Annotated in this window: 16 protein-coding genes; 11 read left to right on the top strand and 5 right to left on the bottom strand. The window is 67.4% G+C overall.

Annotated features, from left to right (window positions below; all coding sequences use genetic code 11):
* Positions 1–367: 367 nt before the first annotated feature.
* The 3 genes from SYV04_RS40415 to SYV04_RS40405 all read left to right on the top strand — a co-directional run bounded on the left by SYV04_RS40415 (position 368) and on the right by SYV04_RS40405 (position 8,397).
* Positions 368–2,689, top strand: coding sequence for a carbohydrate binding domain-containing protein (locus SYV04_RS40415; protein ID WP_321551430.1), 2,322 nt, complete (start codon positions 368–370; stop codon positions 2,687–2,689).
* 184 nt (positions 2,690–2,873) lie between these two features.
* Positions 2,874–7,265 carry a galactose-binding domain-containing protein gene (locus SYV04_RS40410; protein WP_321551433.1) on the top strand — a complete coding sequence of 1,464 codons (4,392 nt, stop codon included), beginning with the start codon at positions 2,874–2,876 and terminating at the stop codon, positions 7,263–7,265.
* A 142-nt stretch (positions 7,266–7,407) separates the two neighbouring features.
* Positions 7,408–8,397, top strand: a complete 990-nt coding sequence (locus SYV04_RS40405; protein WP_321551429.1) for a hypothetical protein — start codon at positions 7,408–7,410, stop codon at positions 8,395–8,397.
* A gap of 86 nt (positions 8,398–8,483) precedes the next feature.
* Here the strand turns inward: SYV04_RS40405 and cglD are convergent, their stop codons facing one another.
* On the bottom strand, positions 8,484–11,489 hold the full coding sequence (cglD, locus tag SYV04_RS40400; RefSeq protein WP_321551428.1) for an adventurous gliding motility lipoprotein CglD: 3,006 nt from the start codon (positions 11,487–11,489) through the stop codon (positions 8,484–8,486).
* A 283-nt stretch (positions 11,490–11,772) separates the two neighbouring features.
* Between cglD and SYV04_RS40395 the strand changes: the two genes are divergently transcribed.
* Positions 11,773–13,788 (top strand): sulfatase-like hydrolase/transferase, encoded by a 2,016-nt coding sequence (locus SYV04_RS40395; protein ID WP_321551427.1) that lies wholly within the window; start codon positions 11,773–11,775, stop codon positions 13,786–13,788.
* 81 nt (positions 13,789–13,869) lie between these two features.
* Positions 13,870–15,570 (top strand): polysaccharide deacetylase family protein, encoded by a 1,701-nt coding sequence (locus tag SYV04_RS40390; protein ID WP_321551426.1) that lies wholly within the window; start codon positions 13,870–13,872, stop codon positions 15,568–15,570.
* A 15-nt stretch (positions 15,571–15,585) separates the two neighbouring features.
* Here SYV04_RS40390 and SYV04_RS40385 read toward each other — a convergent pair whose 3' ends face one another.
* Positions 15,586–16,842, bottom strand: a complete 1,257-nt coding sequence (locus tag SYV04_RS40385; protein WP_321551425.1) for a cytochrome P450 — start codon at positions 16,840–16,842, stop codon at positions 15,586–15,588.
* A gap of 45 nt (positions 16,843–16,887) precedes the next feature.
* The gene (locus tag SYV04_RS40380; RefSeq protein WP_321551424.1) at positions 16,888–17,460 is read right to left on the bottom strand and encodes a tetratricopeptide repeat protein; all 573 of its coding nucleotides are present in this window, start codon (positions 17,458–17,460) and stop codon (positions 16,888–16,890) included.
* Positions 17,461–17,688: 228 nt separating this feature from the next.
* Between SYV04_RS40380 and SYV04_RS40375 the strand changes: the two genes are divergently transcribed.
* The 5 genes from SYV04_RS40375 to SYV04_RS40355 all read left to right on the top strand — a co-directional run bounded on the left by SYV04_RS40375 (position 17,689) and on the right by SYV04_RS40355 (position 22,296).
* On the top strand, positions 17,689–17,964 hold the full coding sequence (locus SYV04_RS40375; protein WP_321551423.1) for a hypothetical protein: 276 nt from the start codon (positions 17,689–17,691) through the stop codon (positions 17,962–17,964).
* Between the two features lie 174 nt (positions 17,965–18,138).
* Positions 18,139–18,423 (top strand): hypothetical protein, encoded by a 285-nt coding sequence (locus SYV04_RS40370; protein ID WP_321551422.1) that lies wholly within the window; start codon positions 18,139–18,141, stop codon positions 18,421–18,423.
* Between the two features lie 129 nt (positions 18,424–18,552).
* A complete protein-coding gene (locus SYV04_RS40365) occupies positions 18,553–19,746 on the top strand; it encodes an ABC transporter substrate-binding protein (RefSeq protein WP_321551421.1) in 1,194 nt (397 codons plus the stop codon).
* Positions 19,747–19,858: 112 nt separating this feature from the next.
* Positions 19,859–20,803, top strand: coding sequence for a DUF808 domain-containing protein (locus tag SYV04_RS40360; RefSeq protein ID WP_321551420.1), 945 nt, complete (start codon positions 19,859–19,861; stop codon positions 20,801–20,803).
* An 83-nt stretch (positions 20,804–20,886) separates the two neighbouring features.
* Positions 20,887–22,296 carry a DHA2 family efflux MFS transporter permease subunit gene (locus SYV04_RS40355; RefSeq protein ID WP_321551419.1) on the top strand — a complete coding sequence of 470 codons (1,410 nt, stop codon included), beginning with the start codon at positions 20,887–20,889 and terminating at the stop codon, positions 22,294–22,296.
* On the opposite strand, the gene SYV04_RS40350 is transcribed toward SYV04_RS40355, so the two are convergent.
* Both SYV04_RS40350 and SYV04_RS40345 read right to left on the bottom strand, forming a co-directional pair.
* Positions 22,293–23,873: a nitrilase-related carbon-nitrogen hydrolase gene (locus SYV04_RS40350; protein ID WP_321551418.1), complete on the bottom strand. Its 1,581-nt coding sequence runs from the start codon at positions 23,871–23,873 to the stop codon at positions 22,293–22,295. The two genes, SYV04_RS40355 and SYV04_RS40350, sit on opposite strands and share 4 nt — an antisense overlap.
* The gene (locus SYV04_RS40345; protein WP_321551417.1) at positions 23,863–24,456 is read right to left on the bottom strand and encodes a PadR family transcriptional regulator; all 594 of its coding nucleotides are present in this window, start codon (positions 24,454–24,456) and stop codon (positions 23,863–23,865) included. The genes SYV04_RS40350 and SYV04_RS40345 overlap by 11 nt, the downstream gene beginning before the upstream one ends.
* A 219-nt stretch (positions 24,457–24,675) precedes the next feature.
* On the opposite strand from SYV04_RS40345, the gene SYV04_RS40340 reads away from it, so the two are divergent.
* Complete coding sequence (locus SYV04_RS40340) at positions 24,676–25,539, top strand: serine/threonine-protein kinase (protein ID WP_321551416.1); 864 nt, start codon at positions 24,676–24,678, stop codon at positions 25,537–25,539.
* Positions 25,540–25,553: the final 14 nt, after the last annotated feature.

Here is a 25,553-nt window from a genome sequence, read left to right as displayed (position 1 = left end):
GGGAGCACCTCCCGAGAAGATGGCCTCGGCCCTGGCTCGGCACGCCTCAGTCGGCTATCGGCTGCTCTCCCGGACCCTCTCCTCTCAGAGAGCCACTACGCAACACCTTGAAAGGGGTGGCCCTAAGCCCGCGAAGCTCCATGCCACGCCCACAGTAGAGGCTTGTGTGATCCTGAAAGCGCTTGCAAAAATTAGAGCTTTTACTCGAATTTTAGCTTAAGCTCACTGGGGGTGAATTGCGGCAAATTCCAATTTTAAATCTAGGCTGGAAAGGTTTAGCCACATGAAACGAAGCTGGCAGGGCTGGAAGTCTCCCTTGTTGGGGTTCGGGGTGTGGGCGCTCGGTTTGCTGGGCGCTGGATGCGCTGTGGAGGAACCCCCCGAATCGGCCCCTGAAGCCGCTTCCTGTACCTCCGTGGAGGAAGGGCTCGAGACCGCGGCCGCCACGGTGAGCATTGGAGGCCAGCGCTACTCCCTCACTTGGGAGGACGACTTTGGAGGCGCTCTCAATGGAGGCCAGCCGAAGTCCTTCCTCAACACCAGCTTCTGGACCAAGGAGAACCTGGGGGTCAACTACGAGCAGCAGGCCTATACGAACCGCGAGTGTCCCAACCACGCGAACGACTGGAACTATTGTGTCGAGAGCGGGAAGTTGACCCTCCGGGCGCGGCAGGAGCCCCTGGACTGCGTAGTCTGGCAGCAATGTACGGCCACCAGCCAATGCGGGGCGCGCGGCACCTGTTCCGGTGGCTATTGCTTGAGTGACCAGAACCAGAACGGGGTCTGGGACCACGACGAGTGCGCGCCGTTCAACGGCACGGCGAACGCGCCGGCCAACGGCATGAAGTACACCTCGGGCCGCATCAGCAGCGACGAGAAGGTGGAGTTCCGCTACGGCTACATCGAGTTCCGGGCGCGGATGCCCTTCGCGGAGCTGCCCGCCGGGGCGCAGGCGCCGAACGGCATGTGGCCGGCGATCTGGCTGCTGGGTGCCAACGGTGCCATCACGAATGGTGGCCGCGACGACAGCGCGGGTTGGCCCATGAATGGCGAGATCGACATCATGGAGTACTCCCAGATCAAGGAGAACCCGGCCCTCTTCCCGCAGAACGAGGCCATGGGCTTCAACACGCTGTGGCGCGAGCTGCCCGAGGCGGGCGAGCTGGCGGCGAGTCCCGGAGGCTGGCACCCGAACGCCTGCAGTGACTGGCCCAACGGCGGAGACGCCAAGTGTGACGGGGACGTGGGCGGCGCGCGCGCGAAGTGGGGCGGCCGCACCATCGACTACCGCCAGTGGCACACGTGGGGCTTCCTGTGGGACGAGACGGGCTTCAAGATCTACATCGACAACCTGCCGCAGAACGGCGGAGCACCCGTCGCCACCTTCACGACGGGCGACAACGCGACCGAGTTCCGCCAGCCCATGTACCTCATCCTCAACAACGCGGTGGGCGGGGAGCTGGGCTGCCTGGGCTGGTCCAACCGCGCCTGCACCTCCAGCGCGCAGTGCGCCAACGGCGCGGCGTGCGTGAGCGGCAAGTGCCAGGAGACGCCGTCCACGTGCATCAACATCGACTGGGCGAACCACGGTGACAAGGCCAAGCTCGAGGTGGACTACGTGCGTTGGTTCCACCGCGACTCGGGCTACGCGAAGCCGGCCTCGGCCGCCTGCCAGGATGGGGACGGGAACGGGACGCCGGACAACATCATCCGCAACTGCGGCTTCAACGAGGACTACACCTACCACCGCAGCGATCTGTTCTTCGAGGGTGGCTCGGGGCTCACCGACATCATCAACGAGGGCGGGACGCGTGGCTACGTGCAGTGGGTGCGCATCGACAACGGTGGCACGCAGGGCTGGAACGTGCAGGTGCGGCAGGAGGGCTTCCCGCTGCAGGCTGGCACCCAGTACAAGTGGAAGGTGGACCTGAAGGCGAGCGCGGCCCGTACGGTGCCCATCAGCATCGTGCAGGCGCAGACGCCGTGGACCGTCCTCACGACCTTCAACTGCAACGTTGGCACGGGGTGGACGACCTGCACCGCGCCGAACTTCACCCCGACCACCACGGGCAACTACAAGTTCGAGATCGACCTGGGGAACAACGGCTCGGCTCAGTACAACGGCACGCAGGTGTACATCGACAACATGTACATCGGCACGGCGGCCAACGCTTGCCAGCCGGACTGCACGGGCAAGTCGTGTGGCGGTGATGGCTGTGGTGGCACGTGTGGCACCTGCCGCACGGGGACGACCTGCGGCACCTGGGGCCAGTGCGTCGCGACCGGGGGTGACACGCCTCCGCCCGTTGGCGGGACGCCCAAGCGCCTGGAGGCGGAGAGCGCCACGATGAACGGCTGCTGGGCCGAGGCCGGCGGTGACAGTGGTGGCAAGGTCGTCGGCTTCGAGGGCGGCGACACCCTCTGCTGGAGCAACGTCAACATGACGGGCCTCACCTCCGTGACGGCTCACGTGGGCGCGCCGTACCCCAATGGCCAGGCGCAGTTGAAGTTCAACAACACCACGCTGTGTACGCTGACGCTTGGCACGGCGAGCGGTGGGTGGAGCACCCCGAACCTGGTGAACATCTCCGCGCCCGTCTCCGCCAGTGGCACCGGCACGCTCTGCCTGACCGGCGTGACGCATCCGAATGGGTGGATCTACTCGGTCGACTATCTCGACCTGAAGTGAGCCGTACCGCTCGAGCACCCCTCCGACAAGGCTCGTCGGAGGGGCGCTCGCGTTCCCTTTCGCAATCCCTCTCACTCCAGCGCTTCTCCCAACATTTATGAACGTGACGACTGTGTCTTCCCATGCCGCGCCAGGGGACTGGTGGCGGTTGGTACGGTGCTGCGCGACGCTCGCGCTCTTCGGCATGATCGTGGCCTGGCCGCTGGCCGCGCAGGCCCAGACGGGCACGAACCTCGCCCTCAACAAGCCGGTCGTGGTCTCGTCGACGGAAGGCCCCTTCGGGGGAACTGCTGCGGTCGACGGCGATGGCGTGACGCGATGGGCGAGCCTCGCCACCGACAATGAGTGGATCTACGTCGACCTCGGACAGAGCACGACCATCAGCCGTGTGGTCCTCTCGTGGGAGGCGGCCTACGGAAGGAACTACACAGTGCAGGTGTCCAGCAACGCCACGAACTGGACCAACGTGCTGCCGGTGACGAACGGAGACGGCGGAGTCGATGACCTGACCGTGTCCGGCACCGGCCGCTATGTCCGCATCCTCGGGCAGCTCCGGGGCACCGGGTACGGCTATTCCCTGTACGAGTTCGCGGTCTACGGCAGCGGCGGCACGACACCGACCGGAGATCTCGCCAGGGCCAGGCCGGCCACGGCCTCGAGCGTCGAGGTCAATGCTCCCCATCTGGCGGCGGGGTACGCGGTGGATGGGGACTCCACGACCCGCTGGTCCTCGCTCGCCGCGGATCCGCAGTGGATCCGGGTCGACCTGGGCGCGACCTACGCGCTCGGCAAGGTGGTGCTCGACTGGGAGGGCGCCTACGGAAAGACGTACACCATCGAAGGCTCCACCAACGACTCCACCTGGACGAGCCTCGCCCCCACCATCACCGATGGCGCGCCGGGCCGCCGTGAAATCACGGTGACGGGCAGCGCCCGCTATGTGCGGGTGCGCGGCACCGAGCGCGGCACCGGCTACGGCTATTCGCTGTGGTCCTTCGAGGTGTACGCGCCCGGCAGCGGACCGACGAACCCGCCGCCGCAGACGACCAATCAGGTCGTCAAGCTCATGTTCCCGGAGATGGCCTACGCGAAGATCAACGTCTCCCCAACGCCCCTGAACGTCACGCCGACGCCGGAGGAAGGCTTCGCCACGCCGTCCGTGCGCAACCCGCCGGGCCCCTTCACCTACCTGCTGACGTTCCCGCCCAACACCACCATCACGCTGTCGAAGAACCAGTTCTCTCCGACGCAGCCCAACACGGACATCCGCCTGGCGGTGCTCACGCCCTCGGGCACCACCCTGCGGGGGCAGTCGGTCACCGCGCTGGCGGTGCAGGACGCGGAGTGGAAGGTGGAGATCTACTCCACGGGCACCACGCCTCCCGACGGCCGTGACCGCACCATCATCCCGGACCCCTACACGGCTCCGGCCCCACCGCCAGTGGCGGGGGCGTTCGCGCTGGTCAATCCCGCCAACGGCGCCATGGTGACCAACACCCGCCGGCCTACCCTCAGCTGGGCGGCGGTCACCGGCGCCACGAACTACAAGCTCTTCGTCAACCTGACCCGCAACGACTACGACTGGATGGCGCCCGGCAACCTGCTCGACCGCTACACCGAGGTCGCCACCGTTGCGGGTACTTCGTACACGTTCACGCAGGACCTGCCCGACCGCTGGACGTACAAGTGGTACGTCGTCGCCACGCTCTCGAGCGGCAGCACCAGCCGCTCGGACTTGCGGACCTTCAGCGTCTACCTGCCGGTGGTCGAGACGGCCGCGGACGGGGTCGCGCTCATCAACGGCATGCGCGACCTCAACAAGAACGGCACCATCGAGCCGTATGAGGACTGGCGCAACCCGATCGCCACGCGCGTGAACGATCTCATGGGCCGGATGACGCTGCACGAGAAGGCCATGCAGATGTTCTACGAGGCCAAGGTCTACCCCGAGGCGGGCTTCACCATGGGGCCGCTCAACCCGGAGGAGATCGTCAACTACCAGCGCGCCTCGTCGGCGACGCGCCTGGGCATCCCCTACATCGACGCGGGTGACTCCATCCACGGCTTCAAGACCAGCTGGCCCACGCAGCCGGCGCTGGCGGCGACGCGCGACCTGCAGACGGCCTGGGAGATGGGTGACATGCAGCGCCGCGAGCAGCTGGCCGTGGGCAGCCGCGGCACGCTCTCGCCGCTGGCCGAGGTGGGCACCAAGGTGCTCTATCCGCGCATCCAGGAGGGCAGCGGCGAGGACGCCGATCTCGCCGCGGGCCTCACGCGCGCCCTCATCGCCGGCCTGCAGGGCGGCCCCGAGGTCAACCCGCACTCCATCTGGGTCACCACCAAGCACTGGCCGGGCCAGGGCGCCGGCGGTGAGGGCGGCATCACCTACGATGGCACGACGATCCACTACCACATGCGTCCGTGGCACGCGGCGATCGAAGCCGGCACCAGCGGCATCATGCCCGGCTACGCGGGCAGCTGGCTGCTCGGGCCGGAGGGGTGGGGCGCGGGTGACAACCCGGGCATCCTCAACTACCTGCGCAACCAGATGGGCTACACCGGTGTCATCTGCTCCGACTGGCTCCCGTCGGGGGCGTGGTCTCGCTCGGCGAACGCGGGCTCCGACGTCATGGGCGGCGCCAACCCCGGGCAGATGGCCAGCTTCGAGACCGAGGTCAGCGCGGCGCGCATCGACCAGGCCGCTCGCCGCATCATCGAGCTGAAGTTCCGGATGGGCGTCTTCGAGGATCCGTATCGTCTGGGCCCCGCGGGCACCGCCGCGTGGCACACGAGCGAGAACAAGGCCCTGGCCCGCCGGGCCGCGCAGCAGGCGATGACCCTGCTCAAGAACGATGGCGCGCTGCCCATCCGCCTGCCGGCTGGTTCCAAGCTCGTCATCGCCGGCCCGCGCGCCGATGATCCGTCGTGCATGGTCACCTGGCGCTCGGACTTCCATGGCACCGAGTTCGGTGACCTGACCATCTACCAGGCCGTCAAGCAGCGGGCCGAGGCGGAGGGCATCACCGTCTACAAGGACGCCGCACCCGCGGGAGTCCGGCCGGACGCGGCCATCGTGGTGGTGGGCGAGAGCTACTTCACGCACGGCACCGAGTGGGACAAGGAGAAGCCCTACCTGCCGGGCGATCCGATCGGCGCGGCACACGACCCGAAGTGGAGCAACCAGTACAGCGTCATCACCGGCTTCAAGTCGCAGAACATCCCGACGACGACGGTGATGATCATGCCGCGGCCCTACATCCTCACCAACGTGGTGCCGCAGAGCAACGCGCTGATGATCGCCTACCGGCCGGGAGACATGGGCGGTGTGGCGGTGGCGGATGTGCTGTTCGGTGACGTGCTGCCGACCGGCCGGCTCCCGTGGCAGCTGCCGCGCTCGATGGACCAGATCGGCACCGACGTGGAGAACAACCAACTGGAGCGGTGGGACCTGCCGTTCGACCTGGGTGCCACCGAGGCCGAGCGCGCCACGATCCGCTCGCGGATCGCCGCGGGTCTGCCCATCCAGCCGATCTACGGCAACCCGCTCTTCCAGTACGGTGTGGGCATCCAGGGCTTCGGCCTCACGGACTCCACCCCGCCGGCGGCCTTCAACCTGCTGACTCCGGCGCAGGGGACGACGATGACCGGGGCCCGCCCCGCGTTCACGTGGACGGCGAGCAGCGATGCGCAGACGGGCATCCAGCGCTACCAGGTGTTCCTGGACGGCAACCCCGTTCCGGTGGCGACGACCAAGGGCACCTCCGTGACGCTCACCACGCCGCTCGCCAACGGCCAGCACACCTGGTTCGTCCGGGCGACCAATTGGGCTGGCGGCGTCACCACCTCGGCCACGTTCACGTTCACGCTCAACGACACCACGCCGCCCACGGCGTTCTCCGCGCTCTTCCCGGCGGCGGGCACTTCGGCGCCCGGTGCCTCGACGACGTTCGTCTGGGAGCAGTCGAGCGACGTGGGCGCCGGCCTCTCTCGGTATGTCCTCGTCGTGGATGGAGCCGACCGCACGCCGGCCATTACGGGGCGGCCCTATGAGGGTGGCGCGAGCGTCAACCTCGCACGCGGGCGCGATGCCTCCGCCAGCTCCTCCGAGGGCCGGCCTCCCGCTGACTCGGTGGATGGAAACCTCACCACGCGCTGGGGCAGCTCCTTGACCGTCGGCAACCCCGACACCCAGTGGTTCCAGGTCGATCTCGGCGCCATCTATGCCATCAAGCGCGTCGTCCTCAACTGGGAGACCGCGTATGGCCGCCAGTATGTCATCGAGACCTCGCTGGATGGCGTCAACGGCTGGCAGCCGCTCTACACCGAGGCCAACGGCAACGGCGGCATCGATGACCTCGGTGGCCTGAACGGCGCCGGGCGCTACGTGCGGATGCGCGGAATCCAGCGCGGGACGGCCTACGGGTACTCGTTCTGGGAGTTCGAGGTGTACGGCGTGGGCACCGAGCAGACCTCGATCACCGGACTGGGGACCGGCGCGCACACCTGGCGCGTGCGCGCCATCGACGGCGCGGGCAACAGCACGCTCTCGAACGGCCCCATCTCCTTCACGAAGTAGGCTCGGCCACGCTCGGAGAGGCCCCCCTGTGGGAGCAGGGGGGCCTCCACCCGCCGTGGATCAGTTTTCACCGTTGTTGCTTGAATTGCTGGATTCAGCGTGGCACGACGGCCGCCCAATCCCATTCCGAAGGGCGGAAACGATGCGTCGCGAGCTGATGAAGGTGTGGAACGTGCTTCCGGTGGCCGTACTGGTCGCCTGTGGAAACGTGCCGTCGGGCGACAAGCCGGCGGAGGCGCTGGGGCAGCAGAAGCAGGCAGTGCTGTACGTGCCGCCCCCGTCGACCAGCGGCAACATCTATGACAGCACCACGTACCTGGGGCCGGTGAACCTGGGCGGCTCGGTGCAGACGTACTTCACGCAGAACCCCCAGTTCTACTCCTTCAAGGTCACGGTGCCGGGCTCCATCACGGCTCGCTTCGAGGTGACGCATGGGGGCAGCTCCATGAACCTGGACACCGGCCTGATGGTGTACGGGCCCCGCAGCGCCAGCGGCAGCTACGGCATCCAGCCGTACAAGCAGGACGACAACTACGGCTATGGCGACCTGAGCAAGATCGACGAGGTGCCCCTGACGGCGGGTGAGTACCTGGTGGTGGTGAGCTCGGGCAGCGGCTCGGGCAAGCAGTTCCGGTTGCAGACCACGTGCCTGAGCGGCGCGTGCCCCACGCCGTCGCCTGTCTCGGACACGTCTGGCGTCGAGCTGGCCCTGTCGGAGCAGAGCATCACCGCCCAGCTCGAGGCGACGCTGGAGGCGGGCAACGACGTGCATCACTGGACCGAGGGCTCGCTGCGCCGCTTCGACTTCGCGTGGCCGTACACGAGCCCGCCGACGCTCACCCATGCGGACGCGGCGGTGATGGCGCTGCAGGAGTACAGCCAATACGCGGCCGATGACGCCATCGCGCTCAGCTACTCGCAGGCCCGGGCCTACCTGTACTCGGAGTTCGATCCCCTGCACGCGCAGATCCTCGCGACCTACGGCAATGGCACGGAGAACGTGCAGGTGGCGACGCGCTACCACGAGTACCCGGTGGCGGCCGGTGCCGACGGCTGGTTCCGCCTCTTCGTCATCCTCTTCCCCCAGTCAAAGAAGGTCATCGTCTTCGAGCAGACCGGCTACGAGACCTGAGCCCGTCGACTCGGAGGGAGAGGTTCCCGCACCGGCACTCCCGAAAGGGAGGCCGGTGTTTTGTTTTCCGTCGCCTGCGCCTCGCCTCAGCCGCCGATCGGCTCGCAGGTGCAGGTGCTCAGGGCACACCGCGTGCCCGTGCCACACGCTCCGCCGCAGTCGGGCATGCAGACACACTGGTCTCCCGTGGCGTTGCAGCCCCACAAGAGGCCGGCGCAGTGGTCCGGCTCCGTCGGGGAGTAGCGCGGATCCTCCGCGCAGGGAGCGATACCGTTCGGGTCTTCCTGCGTGTCCACCCAGTACCGGAAGGACACCGCTCCCTGGCTGGCCTCGCTCGCTGGGCGGCAGGCGCCGAACAGCGAGAGGGTCCGCGCCTGCCCGTCGAAGTCGAAGCCGTTGATCGTGCTGCGTGGAATGTCATGGGCGGTACACGCCGAGGGGTCGCTCACGCTATCCATGGCCACCTTGATGGAGGCGCCGATGGGGGGGTTGCTCATCGGGTAGCCCGAACTACCGATGACGTTGTCGATGATCACCTCCATCGAGGCGATGATGGAGTTGACGTCGAGGATGGAGCCGAGCACTCCGCCCGAGACGTTGACCACCACGCTGTGACGCTGCTGGGACAACCCATTCATCGGCTGCGGGTTGAACTCGCGGGAGGCGTTGGTCGCATTGCAGCCCGAGCCCTCGGTACATCCGCAGAAGCTGCCGGAAGGGCAGACGATGCCGTGTACGGTGATGTGCTTCGACGTCTTGTTGGTGGGCACCAGGGTGGGGTTGGCCTTGTCGCCGAAGAACCTCACGAAGTTCTGGACGGACTCGCAGCTTGAGCCAGCCCTGTCCTGGGTGCCTCCGGAGCCACAGTTGGTCTGCGTTGCGCCGTAGCTGATCGTCTGGTCGTCCGCATCTCCGAGCAGCACCACTACGAGCTTGGCGTCCTGGCGCGCCAGGTGGTCCACCTCGGTGCCTGGACTGGAGCCTGGCGTGAGGTCGTCGATGGCTTTACGGGCCGCGCCGAGGATCCCCTCTGAGCCACTGCCGTTGATGCCGAGCCAGCAGCCGCCATTGGCGCCCTCGCTGGTATCGGCGGGGCAGGTGGCCGGCGCGGGAGTGGTGGGTACGCCAGTGCAGACATTGCCCTGGCAGGTGCTGCCTTCCGTGAGCCAGGCTCTCACCTTGTTCACGTTGCGGGTGAAGCGCCGCAACCTGCCCGAGTTGGCCTGGGTCCCGAAGTGGTAGTTGGAGGTGACCATGGCCATCCGCCAGTCCAGCGAGGAGGCGTTGAGCGCATCCACCGCGGCCTGAGCGCTGGCGGCCAGGGACAGCTGCGAGGTCATCATCGAGCCGCTGTCGTCCACGACGAAGAGGAAGTCCACCTTGTTCGACGGAGAGAGCTGGAAGCGCTCACACGCCACCCGGGTGGGCTCGCCGAACTGAGCCAGCGCGGAGCCCGCCGACAGATCCTTGGCGGAGAAGACCGCCGGGGTGCTGTGATTGGGCCCCGTCACGTTCTGCAGGGGCGCCACCGCGATGAGCACCACCACGCTCTGGTCGGAGCGGTGGACGAACAGCGCCTGGAGCCGGAAGTTGCCGGTGTAGCCGGAGGCGGGCGGGCTGAGCCGGCCGGTGCTGCCTGGCGCCAGCGCGTCCACGAGCGCATCGGTGCGGCGCTTGAGGTCCGTGGTCGAGCCGACCTGATCGTAGAAGGCCTGCACGGCGGGGAAGCCGTCCCAGGTGGTGAAGAGCTGGGCGGTGCGGTTGAACAGCGCGCCCTGGGAGGCAATGGCGGGCCGCAGCGCCTCCTCATCGCCGAGTGGATCCATGGAGCCCATCGGCGCGGCGCGATGGATGGCGAGGAAGGTGACATGGGAGGTGTTGTCGTAGCCCACCAGGCCCTTCGCCTCGTTGTTCATCTGGATGGGGGTGACCTCCGTGAAGGAGGGCGGTAGCGCCAGCTTGAGGTCCAGCCCCTCTGGCGACTGGAAGGAGACGGGGCGCAGCTGATTGGTGGGGCACACCTGGCCGACCGGCCCTGATGCGTCCGGGACCTGGGGATCCATCTCGCCCGGGTCCACCCTGCCATTCTGGTTGCTGTCCTCGGTGCCGTCGCTCACCCCATCCGAGTCCGAGTCCGGGTTCGTCGGGTCCGTGGTGGTGTTGGGGTCCGCATCCGGGATGAAGATTCCAGTGCAGTGGGCCGGCTCCGCGTTGACGGTGACGCCCTGCTCCACGCCGTCCGAGAGAGCATCCCCGTCGGTGTCGAACTCGAGAGGGTCGGTCTCGGAGGGCTCCGGAGTGCCGTTGGCGTTCTCGTCCTCTCCCTGCGTGCTCCCGCTGCTTGGGCCGTCGATCAGGCCGTCACAGTCGGTGTCCAGGCGCAGCGGGTGGGTCTCACCTGGATCCACCCGACCGTTCCGGTTCGCGTCTTCCAGGCCATCCTTCAGGCCATCGCCGTCCGTGTCCGCGCGGACGGGGCTCGTCTTCAACAGGGGGTCGGCGTCCGGTGGGAGGACGCAGCTGGTGCCCGCCACCGGGGTGGCGATGCCCAGCTCGAGCCCATCCAGGAGTCCGTCACCGTCGGTGTCCGCCACGCCAGGGTGGGTCTTCCTGTTGTCTCCACGGTCCGTCTCGAACTCGACCTTGTCGCTCAGCCCATCGCAGTCGGTGTCCTTCGAGGCGTTGTTCGGATCAGCAGGGTCCGTGGGCAGGGGCTGGGTACCCGCATCGGTGCCCCCTCCATTGCCTCCATCGGGAGCGCCCCCATCCGGGGTGCCCGGGTTCGTGCCGCTGTCGGGAGCGCCGCCATCCGGAGTGCCTGGGTCCGTGCCGCCGTCGGGGGAGCCACCATCCGGATTGCCTGGGTCCGTGCCGCTATCGGAGGAGCCTCCATCTGGGACGCCAGGGTCCGTGCCGCTGTCGGAGGAGCCGCCATCCGAGGAGCCCGCGTCCGAGTCACCGCCGGGAGTGCCAGAATCCTGGGTGCCCGCATCGATGCCACTGTCGGGCTCGCCAGGGGGTGAGTCACCGCACGCAGCCGCGGTCAGCACGACCGAGAAGAGCAGGGTGGTGTGAAGGAGCAGTCGTTTCATCGAAGAGAGGGCCTTTGTGTGCGTCGACGCCACCATTACAGCCCCGTTTTCACTCTGAGTTCAATGCTCCCACTGATCCGGGCACAGGAAGATCCGTGCCCCTCCCTCCGACTCGGGACGTCGGGCTTCCGAGGTATCCGTCAAGGTGCCTCCCTACGTGGCGGGCTTCGGAGTGCGCCACACGCCCTCTGTTCAAAGCGGTCGCCCTGGACAGGGACTTCGCGGTCGCCTTGTGTCCGGGCTCCTGAGAGGATCGATACACCTACCTAGGAGTCACTGACCTATGAGCCGTCAGAAGCCGCCGTCGCCTCCGCGCAACTTGCTGGTCATCATGGTCGACCAGATGCGCTTCCCTCGGTTTCCCTACGGCTCGGAGGGCGGCTTCGCCGAGCCCCTCAAGGAGTTGCTCGGGTTCCAGTCCCTGAGCGCGAACAACCCCTATGCCTCGCTGTTCCCTGGCTTCGTGAAGATGCAGCGGCACGGCGTCGTGTTGCGCAACCACACCATCGCCTCCTCTGCGTGCATCCCCAGCCGCACGGCCATCATGACGGGCCAGTACGGCACGCGGACGGGAGTCACCCAGACCGATGGCATCTTCAAGAGTGGCGATGCCGCGGCCTTCCCCTGGCTGAAGCCGGACGGCATCCCCACCCTGGGCCACTGGTTTCGCGCCGCGGGGTTCCGCACGCACTACTTCGGCAAGTGGCACGTCTCCAATCCGCCGGAGCACTCACTGGAGCGCTATGGCTTCGAGGACTGGGAGCTGAGCTACCCCGAGCCGCACGGTTCCAGCCCCAACAACCTGGGCTTCTACCGGGACTATGGCTGCGCCGATCTGGCCTGCACCTTCCTGCGGCGCAAGGCGCTGGCCCTCGAGGTTGACCGAGCCAACGCCAACGCCACCTGGGCAGACCCACGCAAGCCGGCGCCCGCTGCCGAGCAGGCTCCCTGGATGGCGGTGGTGTCCTTCGCCAACCCCCACGACATCGCCACCTATCCGGCCTTGCCGCGCGCGGTCGATCCCGACGCCAAGCCGGTGGGGCCGCTGCACATCCCCAGCCAGGGGACGCTGTCGACGAAGCCCTCGGGCGGCACCTTCCAGTTCCCGCTCAACCCAGACGGCATGGACGCCAACTGCGCCAAGGCGCCCCCGCCTGCGGCTCGCGCGCTCGGGCCCGACAAGCCGGCCTGCCAGGAGGACTACGCCTACAAGATGGGGCTCGCGCTCGCCTCGAAGACGGGGCTGGGCGCGGTGCGGCAGCTCCAGGCCAGTGGCACCTCGGTCGCGAACCCCGAAGCCGCCGCGCTCGGCTTCACGCTCGCCTCCAACATCCCCTTCCAGCTCACCGAGGATCCGGAGGCCTCCGTCGCCGCCTTCGTGCAGTACTACGCCTACCTGCACCAGGTCGTGGACAAGCACATCGCCCGGGTGCTCGAGACGCTCGAGGAGGTGGGCCTGCATGAGGACACCCTGGTCGTCTTCATGTCGGACCATGGCGAGTACGGCGGTGTCCACGGCCTGATGATGGAGAAGTGGCACGCGGCCTATCAGGAGGCGCTGCATGTGCCGGTGGTCTTCCGCCACCCCTACTTCAACTCGGACCTGCTGCCTCGCCAGGTGGACGCGCTGACGAGCCACGTCGACATGGTGCCCACCCTGCTCGGGATGTTCGGGGTCCAGGGGAAGGCGCTGGAGCAGGCCCGCGAGGAGTTGCGCCTGCACCGGGTCGTGCCCCCGTTCGTGGGCGTCGACCTGAGCCCGGTGGTGCGGGGTGACGACAGCGTCGTGCGCGAGCCGGATGGCGCGGAGCGCGAAGGTGTGCTCTTCGCCACGGACGACGAGATCACCGCGCCGCTGCCGGCGGATGGTGACCCCCACTCCGAGCAGAACCTGGAGGCCTACGCCTTCTTCTGCAAGGTGGTGGAGGTGCTGCGCACGGGCGCGAGCAGTGACCTGCCCGCCTCCACGAAGGTGCCCCAGGTGCCGAGTCTGGCGCCGGGCCCGGTGCGTCAGCCCAACCACATCCGTTGCGTGCGCAGCGGCACGTGGAAGCTGGCGCGCTACTTCGATCCGAGTGGCATCGAGGCCGACCAGTGGGAGCTGTACGACCTGGGCTCGGATCCCCTGGAGTCCCATAACCTGCTCGCGGTGAAGGGGCCCTTCCCGGAGGTGGCATCGACGGTGCCGGCTTCGCGCCGAGAAGAAATCACGGCTGCGGCGGTCAAGCTCGGCGCGTTGCTGACGCGCTATGAGAAAGAGAAGCTGGCCGCCTGGCCCGAGGCGACTCACTCCCCCTGAGTCCATGGATTGTCCATATGTGCTAGTCTTAAGGGTGGATTGCCCAGTCAATGGGACCGCCCAGCGGGTAAAGGAGTACATATGCGCGGCTGGAATGGGTGGCATCGAGTGCTGGGGGGACTCGTGGTGGCGCTGTTCCTGGGAGCCGCGCCCGCGTGGGCCTCAACGCCGTTCCAGCGAGGCATGGTGAGCATTACGCTGGATGATGGCTGGCCGTCTCAGTTCACGGTGGCGCGCCCAGCGCTCAACGCGCGAGGGATTCCCGCCACCTACTTCCTGGTGACCGAGGGCACTCGCAACGGCTGGGCTGGCTACGTGACGGTGGCGCAGGTGCAGACGCTGATCGCCGAGGGCAACGAGATCGGCGGCCATACGATGACGCACCGGGACCTCACCACGCTGTCGGCCACGGAGGTGGAGGCCGAGCTGCGCGACTCACAGGCGTGGCTGAAGACACAGTTCGGGTTGCAGGCAGTGCCCTCGTTCGCCTCGCCCTATGGGGCTTACAACGCGAGCGTGCTGGCCACCATCCAGCAGTACTACGGCAGCCACCGCACGGTGAACAGTGGCCAGAACTTCAAGGACTCCAATGTCTTGCAGCTCCGGGCCTATGACGTACACAGCGGCGTCAGCGTGGCCACCGTACGCACGTGGATCGACGCCGCGGCCGCCGACGGCAGTTGGATCATCCTTACCTTCCACCAGTTCGTGACGGGTACGCCCACCCAGTCCACGGAGGTCAACCTCGGCAACTTCGAGGCGATCCTCGATTACATCCAGACGAAGAATGTCGATGTTGTCACCGTCGCCGAGGGTGTAGCGCTGATGGATGGACTGCCGGGAGGCACCCAAGGCAATACGGTTGTCTATGAAGATGGCATGGGTGATGGCTTCACGGACTGGAGCTGGGCCACGCACGACCTCGGAAATCGCGCCGTGGTACACAGTGGCCTGACATCCCTCTCCGCCGAGCTCGATGGCTGGGGTGGCCTCTTTCTGCACCACACCTCGGGCCTCGATGCCAGCCAGTACTCGGCCATCGAGCTGTGGGTACACGGCGGCACCACCGGCGGCCAAGGCGTGCGGTTGGATTTCTTCAACGGATCGCAGCTGCAGGGCTCGGTGCGGCTGGACGCGGTGTTGGGCCATCCCATCCTGGCGGGGACGTGGCAGCAGGTCGTCGTACCGCTCAGCGCGGTGGGCTTGCCCACGGGGACGGTGCGAGACATCTACCTCCAGGACAACACGGGCACGAATCAGGCCACTGTGTACTTCGATGACATCCGGCTGGTGCGCTCCGGCGCACCGCCGCCACCGCCGCCTCCTCCGACCACGCCTCCCTTCTCCCTCTACGCCGAGGGACTCGGTGCCGGGTTCGATGACTGGAGCTGGGCGACGCACAACCTGTACTCGCAGGGGCTCGTCCACGCGGGTGCGTCCGCCATCTCCGTCGAGCTGGACAGCTGGTCGGCTCTCTTCTTCAACGCCAACACGGGAGTGGACCTGAGCCGTTACAAGTCCCTCTCGCTCTGGGTACACGGAGGCACCTCCGGCGGGCAGATCGCGCGGGTGCTGTTCCGCGATGGGCCGAACGTCCTTGGGGAGCGTCGCCTGGACCAGGCGCTAGGCCACGCCATCCAGCCAGGCACCTGGCAGCGGATCGTCATTCCGTTCAGCACCCTGGGCCTGAGCACTGGCACGCTGAAGGAGTTCTACCTTCAGGACCAGTCCGGCGGAGACCAGGGCACGCTCTACGTCGATGACATCCAGTTGCTCCCCTGAGACAAACCGGCGGTTCTAGGGAGCCTTGAGGTCCCACGCGACTTCGAGGCTCTCGTGCCTCCGGACGGTGACGCTCCTCAGGAAGCCCGGGTTCTGCCCTGGCACGAGCCGGAGCCCCGGGAGATGCCGGAGCAGCGCTTCGAGCGCCAGGCGCGCTTCGAGCCGTGCGAGCGGCGCGCCGACGCAGAAATGGAGGCCCTGGCCGAAGGCGAGGTGCTTCTTGACGTCAGGCCGCCGGATATCGAAGCGCTCCGGCTCGTGGAACCGGGCCTCGTCGCGGTTGGCCGAGGCGTAGACGATCCGGATGTGGGCTCCCTTCGGAATCGTGACGCCCCCGATTTCCACCTGCTCCAGCGCGGTGCGGAACATGGCATGCACGGGAGAGGTCATCCGCACCGCCTCCTCGACCGCGCCCGCGATGAGGCTTGGGTCGTTCCGCAGTGCCTGCAACTGCTCCGGGTTGTTGAGCAACAACTCCACCGCCCCCACGATGAGGCCCGCGGTCGTCTCGTGACCCGCGAAGTGGACCTGCATCAGCAGGCTCACGAGCTCCGCCATGCTCATCGGGGGCGTCATCGCCTGCCCCTCGGTGATGATGTCGCTCAGCAGGTCCTCTCGGGGAGACGTCTTCCGTTCCTCGAGCGCCGAGGCGAGGTAGCGCTGGAAGTCGACCACGCCCCGCGCGCATGCGACCTGGTGGTCGACGGGGCCATGCGCCGCGAGGACCGTGGACAGATCGTCGGACCAGCGCCGGAACCTGCTGATGTCCGCGCGGGGGATGCCGAGTATCTCCGCGATGATGCTCGAGGACAGCGGATGGGCGAACCGGAGGAACAGGTCCGCCTGCCCCTCCTGCACGAAGGTGTGGATGAGCTCGTCCACGAGGGAGCGGATGAAGGGCTCCTTCTCCGTGAGGCGCCGCCCGGTGAAGGCCTTGCTGACGAGACTCCGGAAGCGCGTATGCGCTGGCGGATCATTGTCGACGAGGCTCGGCACCAGGGGGTAGCCGTCCATCAGCGCGTGGATGACCTCCGGCGGCGTCGTCGCGGCGCCTACCGTGATGGACTCGGCGGACGAGAAGCGTGCGGTATCGGCGACCACGGCGCTGATGTCCGCATGGCGCGTCACGACCCAGGACCCAAGTACCGTGCTGAAGAACACCGGCTCCTCTCGCCGTGCGCGCGCGAGGAACGCGTGAGGATCCTCGAGCTGAGGAGAGACGAGCGGGTTGTACTCGGGCCCAAGTCCTGGGGTGGCGCTGGTTTTGGACATACGTGCGCGAAGCCTACTCCCTGGTGCTGTTTGGGCGGGCGGCTGTCAGCCCCGGTTCTTGGGGACGACCGCGAAGCGACGGAGCTGTGCCTGCGGCTCCTTCCACTCGGGCTTGAGCGCCACGGCCTGGCGGTAGTCGTTGTAGGCCTCGCGCATGTTGCCGAGCATCTCGTTGGCGATGCCGCGCGTGTAGTAGGCGATCTCGGGCCGAACCGTGTTCAGCTCCAGCGCCTGGCCGATCGCCGTCACCGCCTCTGCGTCGCGGCCAAGATTCACCAGGGCGACGCCCTTGTTGACGTAGGCGTCAGCGAGGCTCGGCTTGAGGGTGATGGCCTCCTCGTAGTCGGTGAGCGCGCGAGCGAAGTCCTTGGCATACATGTGGAGGATGCCTCGGTTGACGAAGGTCGCGGCGCGATCTTCCGGAGTCAGCGCCTGCTCGGTGAGCGCGCGGGTGCAGCTCTCGATACCCGGTTCCGAGGAATGACCCGTCTTGGCGTACTCGTAGCAGAGACGTCCCTCGCCTCGGCCAATCACCTTGACGGAAGCGTCCGCGGGTACCGCTCCCAGGGTCAGGCCAGCAAGCGCAACGCCGCCGAGCCACAGCTTGAATCCACGCATGGGGTTCTCCTCTTCGCAGGCAGGTTCATTCTACCACGCGCCCTCCTGGGGCGTGAGGGCCGGGGTGTGGCAACTCACCCGGGTGCCATGGCGTCCCGCCACGGTCCTCATGGCGAGGCGTGCGCCTCCTCAAGGCAAAGAGGTGGAGGCATGTGCCTTGCTTTGGCTCGACGGGACAGGTCGTGCCCGGAGGCGGGCTTCGGCGAGGACCTGCCAGGAGACTGGACGATGAAGACGTGGATGGCAGCCGTGGTGCTTGCGCTCGCTCCGCTGGTCGCATGCGGGCCGTCGGAAGAGCTGACGCAGGCGCAGGAGGATGTGGTCCAGCTTCGCAAGGAGAACGCCACCTTGAAGACGAAGCTCACGGACATGGAGAGCGCCCTCAAGCGGGTGTCCCAGGAGCGTGATCAGCTCAAGGTCGCCGCGACGAGAGCGGCGACCACCCCGGCGCCGGTCGCCGCCCCGGCTCCCTCCAAGAGGAGCCCTCCTGCCACCCGGAAGTAGGCTCACCAGCATGGCAACGTGCGTCGGGGGTCTTGCGTCTTGCCAGGGTACCGCGCCGAGGCGCAGGGCGCGCCAAGGCGGGTAGTCCAGGCACATCCCTTGCTCCTGGGCTCTGGACGCAAGGCGCATCCAGGGAAGGGTCCCCGGTGCATGCCTGCGAGGAGTCTGGCATCGATGAAGACATGGGTGGCAGTCGGCGCGCTTGCGCTGGGGGTTCTCTCCGCGTGTGGCCCCTCGAAGGAGCTGAGGCAGGTGCGCTCGGAGGCAAGCTCGCTTCGCACGGAGGTGGAGTCACTTCAGTCCGAGGTGCGAGTGCTGCGCGCGGAGAACAAGAACCTGAGGTCGAAGATGGGAGACCTGGAGGACAGCCTGACGGAAGTCACGCGGGAGCGGGACGAGCTGAAGCTGGCCGCGGAAAGGCCCGCGCCGACGCCTTCCAAGAAGTCAGGCCGCAGATAGCCCCCCGCGCCCTCCGCGGGCACTGCCCTCCGTGGGACTCCTGGAGCGGTTTCTGTCCTATGGTGACGCTCCCCCCCGCTGCGACAGCTCCCCTCTGTCGCTGATGACGGGGGAGGAGGAAGCCTGTCCATGCACCGCTCTTTCTCGATGCTCTTCGCTGCGCTCGCCCTGGCCGTGGTGGCCTGCGAGAAGAAGCCCGAGGCTGCATCCACACCGGTGACGGGCTCCCCACCTGTCGAGGCCAAGGCGAGCCGTCCTGACGACGCGGAGAGCATCCGGGTCGGTGCCGTGGGCAGCCTCACGGGCAGCGAGGCGAGCTTCGGCATCTCGGCGCGCAACGGCATCGAGCTGGCGATCAACGAGGCGAACGAGGCCGGTGGGGTGAAGGGCAAGAAGCTGGTGGTGCGGATGTATGACAGCCAGGGCAGGCCCGAGGAGGCGGCCCAGGCCGTCACGCGGCTCATCGCTCAGGACCAGGTGGCGGTCATCATCGGCGAGTCGGCCTCCTCGGTGTCGATGGCCATGGCGGAGAAGGCGCAGGCGGCCGGAGTGCCCCAGATCGCGTACACCTCGACGGCGCCCGAGGTGACACAGAAGGGGGACTACATCTTCCGGGTCTGCTTCATCGATCCATTTCAGGGTCGGGTGATGGCGAAGTTCTCACGGGAGCACCTGAAGCTGAGCCAGGTGGCGGTGCTGACGGACAACAAGAGCGCGTACTCGATCGGCCTGGGGAAGGTGTTCATCCAGGAGTTCGAGCAGCAGGGGGGGAAGGTGACCGCCCATGAGACCTACTCGAAGGGCGACACGGACTTCCGGGCGCAGCTGACGGCGATCAAGCAGACGAAGCCAGAGGCGGTGTTCGTGCCGGGGTACTACACGGACGCGGGGCTGATCGCGCGGCAGGCGCGGGAGCTGGGGCTGAAGGTGCCGCTGCTGGGAGGGGACGGCTGGAACTCCGACAAGCTCTTCGAGCTGGGCGGCTCGGCGCTGGACGGGAGCTACTATTCCAACCACTACGCGCTGGACAACCCGGACCCGCTGCTCACGGCCTTCGTGGAGAAGTACCAGAAGATTTATGGCGTCCCGCCCGACAGCTCCGCGGCGCTGGCGTACGACGCGACGAAGCTGGCGGTGGACGCGATGAAGCGGGCGCCGGACCTGTCGGGCAAGGCGCTGCGGGATGCCATCGCGGCGACGAAGGACTTCCCGGGGGTGGCGGGGAAGATCACCATCAACGCCAACCGGGATGCGGAGAAGCAGGCGGTGGTGCTGAAGGTGGAGAACGGGAAGTTGTCCTTCGTCACCACCGTGCAGCCGTAACCCGGCACCTTCTGAAGGGGAGGGGGAGGGGGAGCGCATCCGGTCACCCGTCGCCCGCCCACTCATGATAGGTAGCCGTGCCTGAGCAGCTCTTCGACTTCGGGAGTTCAGCGTGGCCGGTAGCAACCTCCTCACCCTGATCGACGACATCGCCAGCCTCCTGGACGATGTCGCGGCGATGACCAAGGTCGCGACCAAGAAGACCGCTGGTGTGCTCGGCGACGATCTCGCGCTGAACGCCCAGCAGGTGACGGGCGTCGACGCCGATCGCGAGCTGCCCGTCGTCTGGGCGGTGGCCAAGGGCTCGCTGGTCAACAAGGCGATTCTGGTCCCCGCCGCCCTGGCCATCAGCACCCTGGCGCCCTGGGCGATCGTCCCGCTGTTGATGCTGGGTGGTGCCTTCCTCTGCTTCGAGGGCTTCGAGAAGCTGGCCCACAAGTTCCTGCACAGCAAGGCCGAGGACGAGAGCCACCATCAGGAGCTCGTTCAGGCCGTCGCCAACCCTCAGGTCGACATCGTCGCCTTCGAGAAGGAGAAGATCAAAGGGGCGGTCCGCACCGACTTCATCCTCTCGGCGGAGATCATCGTCATCTCGCTGGGCACGGTGGCCTCCGCGACCTTCGGGCAGCGAGTCGCCGTGCTGGTGGGCATCGCGCTGATCATGACGGTCGGCGTCTATGGCCTGGTCGGCGGAATCGTCAAACTCGATGACGCGGGGTACTACCTCATCAAGAAGCAGAGCGCGGCCGCGCGTGGATTTGGCCGGACGCTCCTGGTGGTGGCCCCGTACCTGATGAAGTTCCTCTCCATCGCTGGCACGGCCGCCATGTTCATGGTCGGCGGCGGCATCCTCACCCATGGCATCCCGGCCCTCCACCACCTCAGCGAGGGGCTTGCGCATGGGGCTGGCGGCGTGCCCGGCATCGGAGGTGTCCTGGGAGCGCTGGTTCCGACGCTGTTCGATGCGTTCGCGGGAGTCGTCGCCGGAGCGCTGGTCCTGGTGCTCGTGACGGCAGTGAAGCGCGTCGTCCAGGCGGTGAAGCCAAAGGCGGGGTAGGTCCTCGGGTGAGCTTGGTTGCCGCGTTGTCCCAACCCATGCACCCACCCGAAGAACCACGGGCCACTCGCTTCTGGCCGTTCATGTTCGCCCTGTTCATCGGGTCGTTCATGTCCGTGCTGAGCTCCAGCACGATCACCATCGCCATTCCCGAGCTGCAGCGGCACTTCGGTGCCGAACTCTCGCTGCTGCAATGGACGCTGACGGGCTTCATGCTCGCGATGGGCACGAGCGCGCCGCTCACCGGCTACCTGGGCGGACGCTTCAGTTTCAAGTGGGTATACGTGGCCAGCCTGGTGGGCTTCATCCTGACGTCGGTGCTGTGCGGGGTGGCCTGGGATGCGCGCTCGCTGGTGGCCTTCCGGTTCCTGCAGGGCGCGTTCTGCGGCGCCATCATGCCCGTGACCATGACGCTCATCTACCAGCTCGTTCCCCGGGAGCGGCAGGCGCTGGCCGCCAGCCTCTGGAGCCTGGCGTCGAGCCTGGCTCCCGCGTTCGGGCCGACCTTCGCGGGCTGGTTGATCACCCTGGGCAACTGGCGGTGGCTGTTCTTCTTCAACGTCCCGCTTGGCCTCGCCGCCGTGTTCCTGGCCGTGCGGACCATCCCCTTCTACCGCCTGCAGGTCCCGAAGGCGTTCGACCTGCCCGGACTGCTCACCGTCGTCATCGGTACCCTGTCGATCCTGATCGCCCTGAGCCAGGGGAGAGCCTGGGGGTGGATGGATGTGAAGAGCGTGTCCCTGTTCCTGCTCGGGACGCTGTGCTTGATCGCCTTCGTCGTCAGGGAGTTGAGGACGCGCGCTCCGCTGCTCAACCTGCGGGTGCTCGCGAACGGCCGCTATGTGGTGACGCTGATCATCTCGAGCATCATCACCATCAGCCTGTATTCGGGCGTGTTCCTCGTGCCCTTGTTCCTGCAGCAGATTCAGGGCGTGTCGCCGCTGGAGACGGGGTTGATCCTCCTACCGGCCTCTCTGTCGATGGCGCTCCTCATGCCCGTGGTCGGGCGTCTGTACGGCCCGATTGGGCCGCGCACGCTCATGACGGTTGGCGTTCTGATGATCGCGGGTGGCACGTATGCGCTGAGCCGTCTGACACCGGAGGTTTCTCACACCTATATGTTGGTGTGGATGGTGGTGCGGAACGTGGGGATTGCCTTCTCCCTGATGCCGGCCAGCAACGCGGGCATGGAGCAGATCTCACGCGAGCTGAGCGGCCATGCCTCCTCCATCAGCAACTGGCTGCGGAACGTGTTCGGGGCGTTCTCGATCGCCATCTTCACGTCGCTCCTGTCCACCTTCACCAGCCGGGAGGCGGAGGTGCTCGTGCGGCAGGGGATGACGGAGCGCCGCCACATCGAGATGTTCTCGTTCGTGGAGGGCATCAATGATGTCTACCTGGTGGCCACGGCCATCGCCCTGGTGGCGGTGCCGCTCAGCCTGGGGATTCGCAAGCAGCCGGTGCGGCTCCAGTCCGCCGCGGAAGCACGCTAGGGATTGAGTCCCTGAGAACCAGGGACGCCTGCACCGGTCTGGTGACGCGCCGAACGCCACCGACGGGCAAGCCCTCCCACGATGGCCCAGCCCACCCACCCCAGCGTGACCAGGCAGGAGAGCGCCCCCACGGAATCGCCGATGTGCGCGTAGAGCGTGGGTACCCGCCCCACTGGAAGCTCCGCGCGCAGCACCCGCTCCTCGATCGTGAAGTGGTCCAGTTCGCCATACACGCGCCCGTAGCCATCCACCGCCACCGACTGGCCCTGGTTGGCCTGCCGCAACATGCTGAATCCCTGCTCCACCGAGCGGAACACCGCCTGCCGCCGGTGCAGCGCGCTGATGGCTCGCCAGTCGCTCGCGGGCAGCAGGAGCAGCTCGAGTCCCCGCTCCGTGGGGCCGGCGAAATGCGCCGGGAAGTCCCCATCGAAGCAGATGGCTCCCCCCAGGTTCCCCACGCCCGAGTCACGCAGCACCGGTACTTCCGAGCTCCCCGGAATGGAGTGGTCCGCTTCCCAACCTGGGACCGGCCGGGCCTTCACGTAGCGCCAGGCCACGCTCCCATCCGGCCCCACCAGGATGAGCTCGTTGCGCAACATGCGCTCCGCCGAGGGCTCGAAGCTCGCCACCGCCATGCCGAGCCACACGCTCCGCTCGCGCGCCAGGGAGCTCCCCCGCGAGAGCAGGGCCGGCAGTTGCCCGGCCAGCACCACCGCGTTGCCTTCGGACCAGAGGATGAGCTTCGCGCCTTGCTCGGCCTCGCGCTCCGACAGACGCAACAACTCCTCGTTCACCGAGCCCGAGGCTTCGGCGAAGGCACGCCAGTCCTCGTCACCGAAGGCCCCTCCTTGGATGAGCCGGGACAGGCCCGCCTCACGTCCTGCGGCCACTTCGCCCGCCACAGTGATGCCCGCGACCCGCACGCGCTCACCCACGCTGCCTGCCCCCGCGAGCCGCAGCGCGCCGAAAGCGAGGATGGCCACGAGCACTCCCGCGAACACCGCGACTCCGGGCAGCACGCGGCGCCCCTCGTTCCGGTGCTCGAAGGCCCAGTTGGCCACGGAGGCGAACCACACCAGGACGAACGTCAGGCCCCACAGTCCCGTCACCGACACGAGCTGCACCAGCACCGGCGCGCCAGCCTGGGTGTAGGCCAGCGAGCCCCAGGTGCCGAACGGGTTGCCCAGGCTGCTGAAGTACTCCAGCCCCGTCATCGCCGCCGGCAGGAAGAGCGTCCCGGCGAAGGACGCTCGTGGCCCCACGATGAGCCGGTCCGCCAGGAACACCAGCGCCAGGAAGAGGGCGCCGCCAAAGGCCATGCCGAAATTGTCCGCGACGGATCCCGGGAACACCTCCAGATTCACCAGGCCCGTGGCCAGGGTGTTCACGCAGAGGATGCCGGCGAAGCCCACCCCCGGCCGCTGCTGGCGGACGAAGAAGAGCAGCAAGGCGCCCATGCACCAGCCGGGCAGCAGCGACCCACGCGAATTCAAGAGCATCGACATGCCTGCCCCAGCCACCAGGGCGAGCCATGGCAGGAACACCGGCAAGCGCCGCGAGCCTTCTTCACCGCTCATCCCGCTCCTCCTTCTTTTTCGAACCCTCCGTGAGCGCGAGACGCTGGAGCGTCTCTCGGGCTTCGTCGCACCAACGCAGGTGCGCCTCCAGGCCGAGCAGTCCCGCGCGAACGGACAGGTGCCAATAGGGCAGCTCCGGGTGGCCCTCGCGCGAGCGGCGGACGTCCTCGTCGATGAGCCGCAGCGCGGACAGCATCTCCTCGGCCTCGGCCCGGCTGTGCTCCACGTGCGCCAGCGAGGCCTCCGGTCCCACCCGGGATCCGAAGAAGAGCTTGAGCAGCAGCTCGTTGCGCTCCACGTGAGGCACCACCGGCCGACGCAACCACTCCGCGAGCACTCGCCGCCCTTGCGCCGTCACCCGGTACACCTTGCGCACCCGCCCGCCGGGCGAATGCTCCTCCCGGTCGAGCGCGACCAGCCCCTCTGTCTCCATCCGCTCCAGCGTCGGGTACAGGTTGCCGTAGCTCTCCTGCCAGAAGTGCCCCACCGTCTGCTCGATGGCCTGGCGCAGGTCGTAACCGCTCATGGGCTCCCGGCACAGCATCCCCAGGATGGCGAACTGGCAGGTGTTCTCTCTCGCCACGGTGACCTCCTCCATTCGGATATATCAGTCTGATATAAATGCGCCACGAGAAAGATGCCTCGGGGTGGTGCGCCGGGAGGCCTGCCGCGCGGCCTCGGGCCCGGCATCGAGTCGAAGCGGCGGCCGGGTGACCTCAAGGAGGGTGCTGCTCCTTGCCTACTCATCGGGTAGGCTGTGCGTGGCCAGAGGTAGCCGTTTCCCACACTGTGAGGCAACCCGATGGACAAGCCGCGCGTCCCGAACTGCATCCGGCATCCCCCCACCACCAACCCAGGCAACGCAGGTTCCCGCCTCTGGTACGCGGACCGGGCCAGTCCACGAACGCCGTGGGTGCTCAACGCTCGGGTGGACCCGCAGCTGAGCGCCCTCATCCTGCGCATGCTCTCGTTGCGTCCCAAGGCGCGGGGGACCGCTCAGGAACTGGCTCGTTTGTTGGAACAGGAAGCCGAGTGCGCGGGCCCTACAGCAGATCAACCGCTGTTTGCCGGGTTGGTACCGGCTGTCCCCAAGGTGGGGAAGGTACACGAGGCGCGGCAGCAGGCCTCCGAGGACAAAGCGCAGGCCGCGCGGCGTGAAGCGGCGGAGCTTGCACGCGTCATGGCTGCCTCCGCGCCACGGGAACAAGGCCTGATGTGGCTGCCCTGGATTGGCGTGGGCATTGCCACGGTGCTGCTCGCGGTGATCTCTCAGCAGCATTCACAGGAGCCATCCTCGGAGGAAGCGCCTGTGGTTGCTCAAGCCGAGAGCCGGGACGGAGGCATGGGGGACGGTGGCACCATCGAACTCGCGCAGGAGGTGCTCACCGCGCCGATGAAGGAGCCCTCTCCGCCACGAGGGTGGTCCAGCATTGGCCTGGACGTGCCTCCCAACCCCTTGCCTGGCCAGCGCCGCCCTGACAGCGCCGGCAAATGTCGACAGGGGGAGGTGGTCATCAATGGCGGGTGTTGGAGACGCTTCGCGGAGGTGCAGCCCCCTTGTAATGACGATGAATACGAGTGGAGGGATGCTTGCTACTACCCTGCCTATGACAGCATTCGGCAGCCCACCTCGGAGCCACCGGCACCGCGTCAGGGTGCCCACTGACGCCCCGCCGACCC

Origin of the sequence: Hyalangium ruber, from assembly GCF_034259325.1 — a bacterium.
Taxonomy (GTDB): domain Bacteria; phylum Myxococcota; class Myxococcia; order Myxococcales; family Myxococcaceae; genus Hyalangium_A; species Hyalangium_A rubrum.
The sequence above is the reverse complement of the archived record's forward strand: the minus strand, read 5'-3'. Positions and strand labels throughout refer to the sequence as shown.